The following is a 12,951-nucleotide window of genomic DNA, read 5'->3' as shown; positions in this document are numbered from 1 at the left end:
GCTCCCCACGACCCATGACCACTAATAAACCCAAAGGACCGGACGCTTCCTCCAAGGACACAGGCCTGCGCAAGGGACTGACCAACTATGGCGACCTTGGGTTCTCGCTGTTCCTGCGCAAGGCGTTCATCAAGGGCTCGGGCTATACCGATGCGGCGCTCGACCGCCCGGTGATTGGCATTGCCGATACCGGCAGCGCATTCAATCCGTGCCACGGCAACATGCCGCAGCTGATCGAAGCGGTGAAGCGCGGCATCATGCTCGCCGGCGGGCTGCCGATGGAATTCCCGACCATCTCCATCCACGAGAGCTTTGCCGCGCCGACCAGCATGTATCTGCGCAACCTGATGTCGATGGATACGGAGGAAATGATCCGCGCCCAGCCGATGGATGCCGTGGTGCTGATCGGCGGCTGCGACAAGACCGTGCCGGCGCAGCTGATGGGCGCGGCCTCTGCCGGCGTGCCCGCGATCCAGCTGGTCACCGGTGCCATGCTGACGGGTTCGCACCGCAGCGAACGGGTGGGTGCCTGCACCGACTGCCGCCGCTACTGGGGCAAGTTCCGCGCCGGGGAGATCGACGCGGAGGAGGCCGCGCAGGTCAATAACCAGCTGGTGGCCAGCGTCGGCACCTGCTCGGTGATGGGCACCGCCAGCACCATGGCCTGCCTGGCCGAAGCCCTGGGCATGAGCCTTCCAGGCAGTGCCACGCCGCCGGCCGTGACTGCCGATCGCATCCGCATTGCCGAGGAGACCGGCGCACGCGCCGTGGCGATGGCACGCGAGCGCCTGACTATCGACAGCATCCTGACGCCGGCCGCGTTCGAGAATGCCATGCGCGTGCTGCTGGCCATCGGCGGCTCGACCAACGGCATCGTGCACCTGGCGGCCATCGCCGGCCGCATGGGCCTGGATATCGATATGCATGCGCTTGACCGCATGGGCCGCGAAACCCCGGTGCTGCTCGACCTGAAACCAAACGGCCAGCATTATATGGAGGACTTCCACAAGGCCGGAGGGATGGCCACCTTGCTGCGTGAACTGCGCCCGCTGCTGCGCCTCGATGCGCTGACCGTTACCGGCCGCACGCTGGGCGAGGAGATAGACAATGCCGGCCCGGGCTTCGCCCAGGATGTGGTGCGCAGCATCGACAACCCGATCTACCCGCAAGGCGGCATCGCCGTGCTCGCCGGCAACCTGGCGCCTGGCGGCGCAATCATCAAGCAATCCGCGGCGAACGCGGAGCTGATGGAGCACGAGGGCCGCGTGGTGGTGTTCGAGAACGCGCAGGACCTGATCGAGCGCATCGACCTGGACGACCTCGACGTGAGCGCGAATGACATCCTGGTGCTGAAGAACATCGGCCCCAAGGGCGCGCCCGGCATGCCAGAGGCCGGCTATATCCCGATCCCGCGCAAGCTGGCGCGGGCCGGTGTCAAGGACATGGTGCGGATTTCCGACGGACGCATGAGCGGCACCGCGTTCGGTACGGTGGTGCTGCATGTGACCCCCGAAGCCGCCGTGGGCGGGCCGCTGGCGCTGGTGCAAACTGGCGACCGCATCCGCCTGAGCGTGAGCCGCCGCGAGCTGGCCCTGCTGGTATCGGATGAGGAACTGGAGCGCCGCCGCGCGGCCTCCCCCGTGGTTGAGCCGAGCGCGCCGCGCGGCTACCTGAAGTTGTTCCTGCAGACCGTGACGCAGGCCGACCAGGGCGTCGACTTCGACTTCCTGCGCGCGCCCGAAACGCGCGGCAAGGCGCCTGAGTAAGAAGGGGCGGACATGACAAGCGATACACGTGAGCCCGTGCTGCGCATCGGCGTCTTCGAAGCTGCGCAGCAAGACGCGATCGACACTGAATTCCGCTGCGTCTCCGAGGCCGAGATTGCGGCTGACGGCGCCTTGCGCGGCGCGGTGCGCGCCATCGTCACGCGCAGCAATTACCAGGTGCCCGCGGCGGTGATCGACCGCCTGCCTGCGTTGCGGGTGATTGCGACTTCCGGCGTGGGCTACGACGGCATCCCCGTCGCCCATGCCGCCAAGCGCGGCATCGTGGTCGCCAACACGCCCGGGGTGCTGGACGCGGCCGTCTGCGAACTCGGCATCGGCCTGTTGCTGGCGCTGCTGCGCCGGATTCCCGCCGCCGACCGCCATGTGCGCGGCGGCGCCTGGCGCGAGGACGACTTCCCGCTCACCACCAGCCTGGCCGGCAAGCGCGTCGGCATCGTCGGGCTCGGCCGCATCGGCATGGGCATTGCGCAGCGGCTGGCGCCCTTCGGTGTGGAACTGGCCTACACCGGCACGCAGCGCGCAAGCCTGCCATACCGCTATTGCGAGAGCCCCCTCGCGCTCGCCGCTTCGGTCGACATCCTGATCCTCACCTGCCGCGCGACCGAGCAGAATCGCCACCTGGTCGACGCCGCGTTACTGGCTGCGCTGGGGCCGGACGGCTACCTGCTCAATCTGGCGCGCGGCAGCGTGGTCGACGAGGCGGCACTATGCGAGGCCCTGCGCGCCGGCACGATCCGGGGCGCGGCGCTCGATGTGTTCGAGTCCGAGCCGCTGGCCAATTCGCCGCTGACCGTGCTGCCCAACGTGTTGCTGTCTCCGCACGCGGGTACGGCCACCCGGGAAACGCGTGCGGTGATGCTGAGGCTGATGCTGGATAACGTGCAAGCCGTGCTGGGCGGGCGAGCGGCGCTGACGCCGGTGGTGTTGGCGTGAGCGCCGGTCTGCCCCCGGCCCGGCAGGTCAACCGCTGACCGGCACTAGGCTCGCGGCGAATGTAATTAGTCAATCCAGGCGTTTCAAGTTATTCAAGCGAGGTATTCATGCAACTAGGAATCGAAGGCAAGGTAGCGCTGGTGCTGGGCGGCGGCGGCGGCCTGGGCAGCGCCATCGCGCTGGCGCTGGCGGCGGAGGGTGCGAAGGTCGTGGTCGCCGATGTCAATGAGGAAGCGGCAAGCCGCACCGCGGCTACGATCGCCGCCAAGGGGGGCACGGCGCTTGCGCGCACCTGGGATCTGGCGGATCTGGCGTCGATCGAGACCCATGTCGCCGCCATCGAGGCCCAGTTTGGCCAGGTCGATATCCTGGTCAACAATACCGGCGGCCCGCCGCCCACCACCGCGTTCGGCCAGGAAACGGCACTGTGGCGCAAGCACTTCGAAAGCATGGTGCTGTCGGTGATCGCGATTACCGACCGGGTGCTGCCCGGCATGCGGGCCAGGCAGTGGGGGCGCATCGTCACCAGTACCTCGTCCGGCGTGGTCGCGCCGATTCCGAACCTGGGCATTTCCAATGCGCTGCGCCTGTCCCTGGTGGGCTGGTCCAAGACCCTGGCGCGTGAAGTCGGCCGAGACGGCGTGACGGTCAATATCGTGCTGCCGGGGCGCATCGCCACCGACCGCATCCGCTTCCTGGATCAAGCCAAGGCCGGCCGCGAGCAGCGCCCGGTGGAGGAGGTGTCGGCCGAAAGCACCGCCGCCATCGCGGTGGGCCGCTACGGCCGCCCGGAGGAATATGCCGATGCGGTGACATTCCTGGCCAGCGACCGCGCCGGCTATATCACCGGCTCCACCATCCGTGTCGACGGCGGCCTCATCCAGAGCATCTGAGGCTGAGGCGCGCGACTGCCGCCCGCGCCTCGGCAAGACCGAACCCGCCCCATCACCTGCCATCGTCGGAGAACCAAAGATGCTGCTGACCGCTGACGCCAAGGGCGTCTTCCCCATCGCGCCCACGCCATTCCTGGACGACGGATCGATCGACGTGAGTTCGATCGATCGTTTGATGGACTTCTATCTCGGCTGCGGCGCGACTGGCGTGACCGTGCTGGGCCAGCTCGGCGAAGCGCCCAAGCTCGAGCACGCCGAGTCGATCGACGTGGCCGCGCGCATGATCCGGCGCGCGGGCGGGCTGCCGGTGGTGGTCGGGGTCTCGGCGCCGGGTTTCGCCGCCATGCGCGCGCTGACGCGCGAGGTGATGGACCTGGGTGCGGCCGGCGTCATGATCGCGCCGCCCAACACGCTGCGCACCGACGACCAGATCGTCGGCTACTACCGGCAGGCGGTAGACGCGATCGGCGCCGACGTGCCGTTCGTGCTGCAGGACTATCCGCTGACATTCTCGGTGCAGATGACGCCCGGCGTGATCCACCGCATCGTCGGCGAGTTGCCCTCGTGCGTCATGCTCAAGCACGAAGACTGGCCCGGCCTGGAAAAGATCTCCACCCTGCGCGCCTTCGAGAAGGAAGCATCGATGCGGCACATCGCCATCCTGTGCGGGAACAACGGGCTGTTCCTCGACTACGAAATGGAGCGCGGCGCCGATGGCGCCAATACCGGCTACTCCTTCCCGGATATGCTCTGCGACATGGTGCGCTTGTCGGCCCAGGGCGAGCGCGAGGCCGCGCACGATCTCTTTGACGCGCACCTGCCGCTGCTGCGCTACGAGCAGCAGCCCGGCGCCGGCCTGGCCGTGCGCAAGTACGTGATGATGCGCCGCGGGATCCTCACCTCGGCGGCGCAGCGCAAGCCGGCGGCCGTCATGTCGCCCACGGCCCGCCACGAGGTGGACCACCTGCTGCGGCGTCTGGCGAGGCATGACCCGCGCGCGGCACTGGCAGATTAAACCCCAAACCAAATGCAACAAGGAAACATCATGGCGACCGAATCGCTTCCCCTCGACGAAAGTGTGATCAAGGCTCTGCAAGGCGTGACCACCGCAACCCTGACCACCGTGCTGCTCAAGCATGGCCTGCGCAACGTTTGGCTGCGCGGCACGCAGCCGCTGGCACCCGGTCAGCCGCGCCTGGTCGGCCGCGCTTTCACCCTGCGCTTCGTGCCCGCTCGCGAAGATCTGGCGACGCCGGCCTCCTGGGGCTCGCCGATTTCCACGCGCGCGGCCATCGAGGACATGCCGGCCGGCTGCATTGCGGTGGTGGGCGCGCTCGGTGTGACCGATGCCGGCATCTTCGGCGATATCCTGTGCGCGCGCCTGCGCAAGCGCGGCGTGGCCGGGCTGGTGACCGACGGTGTGGTGCGCGATGTGGCTGGGGTGCTGGGCACGGGATTGCCGGTGTGGTGCCAGGGCACAGCGGCACCAGCTTCGGTCGCCGGTCTCACCTTCGTCGGCTGGCAGGAACCCATCGACTGCGGCGGCGTTGCGGTGTTCCCCAACGATGTCATCGTGGTGGACCAGGACGGCGCGGTGCTGATTCCCGCCGCCATGCTTGACGAAGTGATTGCTGCCTCAGTGGAACAGGAGCGCCTGGAGGGCTGGATCATGCAGGAAGTGGAGCGCGGCATGCCGTTGCCCGGCTTGTATCCGCCCAACGATGAGAACAAGGCGCGGTACAAGGCCTGGACGGAAGGCGAAGGCGCGGACCGCTAAACGCTCCAGGCGCCAACGCGCGCCCGCGCCGAATGGCGGGGGCGCGCGGTCAGCTTCCCCGTGCACGTCGCGAGGCCATGCCGAACTCCAGGAATGCCTGCGACAGTGCGGCGTGCGCTCCGTGTGGCGACCACAGGAACCCCACCTTGCGCACCGGCGCCCACCCGGGCAGCGGGATCCGCGCCACGTTCAGGCCCTCGGGCCACGGCGGCGTCCAGTCTGGCACCAGCGAGACGCCGATGCCCTGGTGGACCAGGGTGGCGATGGCATTGAGCGCATCGATCTCCAATCGTTCCTGCGGCACGATGTTGTGCTCCTGCAAGTAGCGGTCTGCCACCATGCCCCCCCACACGCCGCGGTCATAGCGAATGAACGGCTCGCCGGCGAGCAGGTCATGCGCGCTGCGGCCGGCCATGGCCTGCGATGCCAGCACGATGAACGGCTCTTCCACCAGCACTTGCCAGGCGAACGCCTTGGGAATCGTGAACTGCGGTGCCACGATGATGCCAGCGTCCAGCTCACCCGAGACGATGCGCCGGTACAGGTGTGAAGATGCGCCTGGCTCCACGAAAATCTTCAGCTGCGGATGCGCCGTATAGAGCCCTTCCAGTATCGGCGGCAACAGGCCGGTCAACGAGGAAGTCGACACGCCCAGCCGCAGTTCTCCCACCAGGGTGTCGTCATGCGCCACCGCGCTCAGGTCGCGCACGTCGCGCACCACCGCGCGCGCCTTGGGCAGGATCCGCAAGCCACCCTGGGTCGGCAGCACCGTGCGGCCCGCGCGCTGAACCAGCGGGGTATCCAGCGCGTCCTCCAGCGCCTGGACCCGCGCCGCAATTGCGGCTGCCGTGAGGCCCAGGCGACGCGCGGCTTCGGCGAAGGAACCGTACTCGACCACGGCGACGAAGCTCTGCAGGTAGCGGGTGTCCATAACAAAAAAATTCTATTGATTGAAGAAGGCGGTCAATGCTGTTTTTGTATTCTGCCAGTTCCTAAAATTTGTCTCAAATCAAATCAGGATTCCCCAGGAGATGTCACTGGCGCAGTCGCTGGACGCACACTGGGCTTTGTGATGCCGGACGCGCAACTGCTGGCGGCCTGAACCGATAACACGACCACCGGCCCATCCGTGGACAAAGAGCCGCGATGCACCGGTGCCGAAAGCAGGACATAACAACCAGGAGACAGCCATGCCAACCACGCCCCCAATCACGCCCTTCAGCCGCCGGCTCAACGATGAGCGCCGCCGCCGCATTGTGCTTTGCGGAGCGATTGCCGGTATCGTCGCGACACTCTGCGCCTCGCCTTCAGGCGCGGCCGACGCCTATCCGACCAAGACTATCCGCATCGTGGTGGGCTTCGCCCCCGGCGGCGGCGCCGACATCGTGGCCCGCCAGCTCGGCACCCAGCTCGCCAGGCAAACGGGCCAGACTGTGATCGTCGATAACCGGCCCGGCGCCACCGGCACCATTGCCGCGGCCAACCTGGCCCAGTCGGCCGCCGACGGGTATTCGATCATGCTGGCGTCGCAGTCGACCATGGTCATCGCGCCGAGCATGTATGCAAAGCTGCCCTTCGATCCGCTAAAAGACTTCATGCCGGTGACGCAAGTGGTGTCGATGCCGCTGGTGATGGTGGTGCATCCGTCGGTGCCGGCCAGTACGGCGCAGGACGTGATCGCGCTCGCGCGCGCCGGCAAGCTGAGCAGCTATGCCTCGTCGGGCCCTGGCGGCCCGCAGCACATTGCCGGTGCGCTGTTCGATTCGATGAGTGGCATCAGCCTGACGCACGTGCCTTACAAGGGTGAGTCGGCGGCGCTGACCGACGTGATGGCGGGCACAGTGCCGGTGATGTTTGCCAACGTGCCGGTGGCTGCGCCGTTCATCAAGAGCGGCAAGCTCAAGGCAATCGCAGTGTCCAGTCTCGCGCGCGCCCAGGCGCTGCCGCTGGTGCCGACGCTGTCGGAGGCGGGGCTGAACCGCTTCGAGGTGCTGACCTGGTATGGCCTGTTCGTGCCTGCCAGGACGCCCAAGGCCATCGCCAGCAAGATCAGCGACGAAGTCAGCGTAGCCCTGAAGGATCCGGGGCTGCGCGCCAAGTTCGCCGAGCAGGGCCTCACTATCCTCGGCACCAGTCCCGAAAATTTTGGCAAGTTCATGGCCACCGAAGTCCCCAAGTGGGCCAGCGTGGTGAAGAGCGCCGGCATCCAGCCCGAGTGAGCGCCGCCTGACCTTTATCCGAATCCGCAATCCAGGAAACGAAGTATGGAAACCCAGAATAAGAGCATCATCGGACCTTGCATCCGCCTGCATCCTGCGGACAACGTGTTGGTAGCCCGTATGAACGTGGCCATCGGCGCGCAAGTGCCGGGGGAAACCTGGGGCGTGCGCAGCCAGGTGCCCGCCGGCCACAAGATCGCCGCCCGCTTTATCAAGGCTGGTGAGCCGATCCTGAAGTACAACGTCTGCATCGGCTTTGCCGCGGCCGACATCCAGCCGGGCAGCTACGTGCATTCGCACAACGTCAGCTTCCAGGAGTACGAGCGGGACTACGCCTTCGGCCGAGACTACCAGCCCGTGGTCCCGGTCGAAGCCGGCCGGCAGGCGAGCTTCGACGGTATCGTGCGCGCCGACGGCCGGGTGGGCACGCGCAACTATCTCGGCATCCTCTCCACGGTGAATTGCTCGGCCACCGTCGTACGCAAGATCGCGGAGTGGTTCACGCCGGATCGGCTGGCAGACTTCCCCAACGTCGATGGCGTGGTGGCGTTCAGTCACTCGCTGGGCTGCGGCATGGAGATGACCGGCGAGCCGATGGATCTGCTGCGCCGGACCATGGCCGGCTATGCGCGCCACGCCAACCTGGGCGCCGCGCTGATCGTGGGGCTGGGCTGCGAACGCAACCAGCTCAACGGCCTGCTCGACACGCAGTTTCTGGAACCTGGCCCCTTGCTGCGTACCTTCGTCATGCAGGAAAGCGGCGGCACGCGCAAGACCATTGAGGCCGGCATTGCCGCGGTCACGGAATTGCTGCCGCTGGTCAATCGCGTGGAGCGCCGTCCGGTGCCGGCCAGCCACCTGACCGTGGGCCTGCAGTGCGGCGGCTCGGACGGGTTCTCGTCCATCACCGCCAATCCGGCGCTGGGCGCGGCCGTGGATCTGCTGGTGCGCCACGGCGGCACCGCCATCCTGTCGGAGACGCCGGAAATCTATGGGGTGGAGCACACGCTGACGCGCCGTGCCGCCAGCCGCGCCGTCGGCGAGAAACTGCTGGAACGCGTGCGCTGGTGGAAGGAGGACTATTCCGTCGGACGTGACGTGCAGATCAACGGCGCCGTCAGCCCAGGCAACCAGATGGGCGGCCTCGCAAACATCTTCGAAAAGTCACTGGGGTCATCGATGAAGGGCGGTACAGGTCCGCTCATGGAGGTGTACCGTTACGCCGAGGCGGTCACGCAGCACGGGCTTGTATTCATGGACACGCCGGGCTACGACCCGGTCTCGGCTACCGGCCAGATCGCCGGCGGCGCCAACCTGATCGCCTTTACCACCGGACGCGGCTCGATGTTCGGCGCCAAGCCTGTTCCCAGCCTCAAGCTGGCCACGAATTCGCCGATGTATCGCCGGCTGGAGGAAGACATGGACCTGAACTGCGGCACGATTCTCGACGGCGAGAAAACCATTGAGCAGGTTGGCGAAGAGATCTTCCAACTGATGCTGCGTACCGCTTCGGGCAAGGCGTCGAAGAGCGAACTGCTAGGGCTCGGGGACAACGAATTCGTGCCCTGGCATATCGGCATCATGAGCTGATTTCCGGTATACGGGAACAGCCAGAAGGAAAGTAGTCATGTGGCAACCAAGTGCACGATACCCCGATCCTCGCATCCAGGTGCTGGATCCGGAGTTCGAGAAATACCGGATCGCCTACGCCGCCGTGGAGCAGATCGCAACTGGATTCCGCTGGGCGGAAGGACCAGTCTGGTTCGGCGATGGCCGCTTTCTATTGTGGAGCGACATTCCGAATAACCGTATGTTGAAGTGGGAAGAGGAGACTGGCGCGGTCAGCGTGTACCGGCAACCGTCCGGCTACGCCAATGGCAACACGCGCGACCGGCAAGGGCGGTTGATCACGTGCGAACACGGCGGGCGCCGCGTTGTGCGCACCGAATATGACGGCAGCCTCACGGTGCTGATCGACAGCTTTGAGGGAAAGCGCCTCAATTCGCCCAACGACGTCGTCGTCAAATCCGACGGCTCCGTCTGGTTCACCGATCCGCCCATGGGAATACAGGGCAATTACGAAGGTCGCGCCGCGATCCCGGAACTGCCGCATTCGGTCTACCGGATCGATGCTGGGTCGGGCTTGCCGACCGTGATGACTACGGAGCTGAAGGGGCCCAACGGCCTGTGCTTCTCCGCCGATGAGCGCATCTTGTACGTGATCGAATCGCGAGGAACGCCAGGGCGCAAGATTTGGGCCTATGACGTCGTCGATGGCGGCACGCGTATCGCTAACGGAAGGATCCTGCTCGATGCTGGCGCAGGAACTATCGACGGGATGCGCTGCGATATTCACGGAAACCTCTGGTGTGGTTGGGGCATGGGCAGCGACGATCTGGACGGCGTCATGTGTGTGTCGCCCGAGGGGAAACTGATCGGGCGCATTGCACTTCCGGAACGCTGTGCAAATCTCTGTTTTGGGGGACCGATGCGCAATCGGCTCTTTATGGCTTCTTGCCAGTCGCTCTATGCCTTGTATGTGAACACGCAAGGTGCCGTCGGAGGCTGAATCTCCGTTCTGCCGTACTCAATCGCTCCCCTTCACTTCAGCATGAATTCGTGGTGGCGGACTCTTTTTGCCGCTTCAAGGCGATGCCCCCGATACCGGGGACTTTGCCTGCATAAACGCAGTCAGAAAGAGTATAAATTTTTGGAGGCAATGATGTCTGGGAAATATCGATACGTAGTCGCCGGCTTACTATTTTCGGCCGGTATGATCAACTATATGGATCGCGCAGCGCTGGGTGTCGTTGCCCCGATTATTAGCAAAGAGCTGGACATTTCCCCGTCGGAACTCGGCATTGTCTTTAGCAGCTTCTTTTTTGGTTATTCCATCTTTGCCTTTGTCGGCGGGCATCTTGCCGACCGCTATGGGCCCAAACGCGTCTTTTCCTGGGCGATGGGCGGCTGGTCACTGGTGTGTGGACTCACCGCCAGCGTGACCGGCTTCACGACCCTGCTGCTGACGCGTGCGTTATTTGGTTTCGGGGAAGGGCCGATGAATTCGACCACCAACCGGACCATTACCAATTGGTTCCCGCGTAGTGAAACCGGCCGGATGATCGGCTTCTCCTTCTCGGGGCAAACGCTCGGCAGTGCCATCGCCGGCCCGATTGTGGGACTGGTGGCAATCGCTTTCGGGTGGCGTATTTCCTTTGTCGTGATTGCGCTGATTGGCTTGATCTGGATCGTATTCTGGCGCCTTTTCGTTACCGATAGCCCGGCACAGAACCGCCGTGTGGGCGCGGATGAATTGCGTCTGATCGAAGAGAGCCGCAGTGCCGCGCACCCAGCCGATGACGGCGACCGCGGAACGACGCTGCGCGAGCATCTGTTCAAGCCCAGCGTACTGGCGCTGGGCACCGGCTTGTTTGCCGTGAACTACACGCTGTTCATTTTCGTATCGTGGCTGCCGAGCTATTTCACCAATGCCCTGCACCTCGACCTGAAACAGATGAGCATGCTGAGCACGATTCCCTGGGCGTGCGGCGCAATCGGCTATTTCGGCGGCGGCCTCGTGGGCGATTTCATCTACAAGCGCATGAAGAATCCGCTGAATGCACGCAAGCTCTCTGCGGTCGTGCCGCTCGCCTTGTCCGCAGTCGCCATGCTCGTAGTGAGTTTCGCTACTCAGACAGCGACGGCAGTGGCTCTGGTTGCGGCTGCAGTGCTATTCCTGACCGCCGCCTCGCAGTCTTGCTGGGCCCTGATGCACGAACTCGTTCCGGGGAAGCATCTGGGCGGCGTCAGTGGCTTTGTGCACCTCATGGGCAATATCTCCGGCATCATCGGCCCCACCGTAACCGGCTTCGCGGTTCAGTACTTCGGCGGCTACGGCAGCGCATTCGCGCTTGGCGCAACGATCGACCTGGTGGGCGTACTGGCCATGGTGTTCGTGATCAATGGCCGGGCCACACAGAGCCAACCGGCGGTGAGCAGGTCCGCTGCATAGCCGGCGTTCAGCGCTGCCTCAGCAAGGATGGCGGCTGTCCATCCTTCCCTTCAGAAGTGCCTGCTTGCGGAAGCAGGCCGACCACACGCCATTAAGGAGTTGTACATGAAGCGGGTTTTGATTACCGGCGCTGCCGGTCACATCGGCCGTGCGCTGCGCAAAGGGTTGCAAGGGCATTACGAGCTGATACGGCTTGCCGATGTCGCATCCCAGGCGCCTGCTGCTGCCGGCGAAGAAGTCGTGACGGCTGACATTACCGACATCGAACAGCTTGCACAAGCGATGCAAGGAATCGATTGTGTCGTTCACCTGGCCGGCATTCCAGATGAGGACACATGGGACCGTATTCGCCGCCTGAACATTGAAGGCTGCTACAACGTGTTCGAGGCGGCCCGCATGGCTGGCGTCAAACGCGTGATTTTTGCCAGCTCGAATCATGCTGTTGGCTTTCATCGCCGCGATCGGATGATCGACGACGAAGTCATGCCGCGACCGGACAGCCGCTATGGCGTGTCCAAGGTCTTTGGCGAAGCGCTTGGCCGTCTCTACGCGGACAAATATGGCCTGTCAGTGGCGTGTCTGCGTATCGGGTCATTCCGTCCAGACGACCAACCCACGGTGGAACGCCACCTTTTCTCATGGATCAGTCATAGAGACATGGTGCAGTTGACGCGCCGGGCGATAGATGCTCCGAAGTACCACTTCCTTATCGCATATGGCGTGTCCGCCAATGCCAGAAATCGTTGGGACAACGCCAACGTACGCTTCCTTGGCTATGCGCCAGAGGATGATGCGGAGCGATACGGAGCTAGCGTCCTGGAATCCGGTGTCCATGAGGATGAGCGCGAAGCTCTGTTCCACGGCGGTTTTGGTTGTCTTGTCGAATTTACGGGACGGCTGGAGGATATCGATTGAACGCGTACTGTTGAGCGAGAATCGCCTCGGCATGGTGTCTTCCTCGAGGCGCTCGCTATCTTTGAACGGGAACTGCGCGCCGCTCCTCCGGGCCATGCCCCGCACTGACTGAGCTGACCGCGCATTGCCTCAGCCGCTAATGCGCAGTCCCGCCGTCACCCCGTTGATGGTGAGGCGGGATTGCAGCGCTGCCCGCCCGCTGCCGCAGCGCAATTCGCGCTCACGCACGATCTCCATACGTCAATACATTCTTAAACAAAAACATAACCTGAATTCGCATTGATTACTAATGTCTATACATCAATAAACATGAATATAATTTAAGCCGGCTTGTAATAAATTATAATAATATCATTGGATATCAACAGCACCTCGACACAGATCTGTCATGTCTTCATCTAATACTAATCGCGCG

At 64.3% G+C, this 12,951-nt stretch carries 11 protein-coding genes; 10 read left to right on the top strand and 1 reads right to left on the bottom strand.

Annotated elements, in window-relative coordinates:
* Positions 1–14 precede the first annotated feature (14 nt).
* The 5 genes from K307_RS13105 (at position 15) to K307_RS13085 (ending at position 5,390) form a co-directional block, all read left to right on the top strand.
* The gene (locus K307_RS13105) at positions 15–1,766 is read left to right on the top strand and encodes an IlvD/Edd family dehydratase (protein ID WP_042878747.1); all 1,752 of its coding nucleotides are present in this window, start codon (positions 15–17) and stop codon (positions 1,764–1,766) included.
* Between the two features lie 12 nt (positions 1,767–1,778).
* The gene (locus K307_RS13100; protein ID WP_042878744.1) at positions 1,779–2,720 is read left to right on the top strand and encodes an NAD(P)-dependent oxidoreductase; all 942 of its coding nucleotides are present in this window, start codon (positions 1,779–1,781) and stop codon (positions 2,718–2,720) included.
* 107 nt (positions 2,721–2,827) lie between these two features.
* Positions 2,828–3,613: an SDR family oxidoreductase gene (locus tag K307_RS13095; RefSeq protein WP_042877178.1), complete on the top strand. Its 786-nt coding sequence runs from the start codon at positions 2,828–2,830 to the stop codon at positions 3,611–3,613.
* A gap of 79 nt (positions 3,614–3,692) precedes the next feature.
* Entirely contained in the window at positions 3,693–4,628 is a 936-nt protein-coding gene (locus tag K307_RS13090) for a dihydrodipicolinate synthase family protein (RefSeq protein ID WP_042878743.1), read from the top strand.
* A 30-nt stretch (positions 4,629–4,658) separates the two neighbouring features.
* Positions 4,659–5,390, top strand: coding sequence for a ribonuclease activity regulator RraA (locus tag K307_RS13085; protein ID WP_042878742.1), 732 nt, complete (start codon positions 4,659–4,661; stop codon positions 5,388–5,390).
* Positions 5,391–5,439: 49 nt separating this feature from the next.
* Here the strand turns inward: K307_RS13085 and K307_RS13080 are convergent, their stop codons facing one another.
* The gene (locus K307_RS13080) at positions 5,440–6,321 is read right to left on the bottom strand and encodes a LysR substrate-binding domain-containing protein (RefSeq protein WP_042878741.1); all 882 of its coding nucleotides are present in this window, start codon (positions 6,319–6,321) and stop codon (positions 5,440–5,442) included.
* A 259-nt stretch (positions 6,322–6,580) separates the two neighbouring features.
* Here K307_RS13080 and K307_RS13075 point away from each other — a divergent pair, with 259 nt between their 5' ends.
* From K307_RS13075 to K307_RS13055, 5 genes are all read left to right on the top strand, one after another.
* Complete coding sequence (locus K307_RS13075) at positions 6,581–7,609, top strand: Bug family tripartite tricarboxylate transporter substrate binding protein (protein WP_042878739.1); 1,029 nt, start codon at positions 6,581–6,583, stop codon at positions 7,607–7,609.
* Between the two features lie 45 nt (positions 7,610–7,654).
* Positions 7,655–9,199: a UxaA family hydrolase gene (locus K307_RS13070; RefSeq protein WP_042878738.1), complete on the top strand. Its 1,545-nt coding sequence runs from the start codon at positions 7,655–7,657 to the stop codon at positions 9,197–9,199.
* Between the two features lie 37 nt (positions 9,200–9,236).
* Positions 9,237–10,178 (top strand): SMP-30/gluconolactonase/LRE family protein, encoded by a 942-nt coding sequence (locus K307_RS13065; RefSeq protein WP_042878735.1) that lies wholly within the window; start codon positions 9,237–9,239, stop codon positions 10,176–10,178.
* 150 nt (positions 10,179–10,328) lie between these two features.
* Complete coding sequence (locus K307_RS13060; RefSeq protein ID WP_042878733.1) at positions 10,329–11,621, top strand: MFS transporter; 1,293 nt, start codon at positions 10,329–10,331, stop codon at positions 11,619–11,621.
* Positions 11,622–11,726: 105 nt separating this feature from the next.
* Positions 11,727–12,536 (top strand): NAD-dependent epimerase/dehydratase family protein, encoded by an 810-nt coding sequence (locus tag K307_RS13055; RefSeq protein WP_042878730.1) that lies wholly within the window; start codon positions 11,727–11,729, stop codon positions 12,534–12,536.
* Positions 12,537–12,951 lie beyond the last annotated feature (415 nt).

Source organism: Cupriavidus necator A5-1 (assembly GCF_000744095.1).
In the GTDB taxonomy this organism is placed as follows: domain Bacteria; phylum Pseudomonadota; class Gammaproteobacteria; order Burkholderiales; family Burkholderiaceae; genus Cupriavidus; species Cupriavidus necator_A.
Note: the sequence above shows the minus strand (reverse complement) of the source record. Positions and strands in the feature narration are given on the sequence as shown.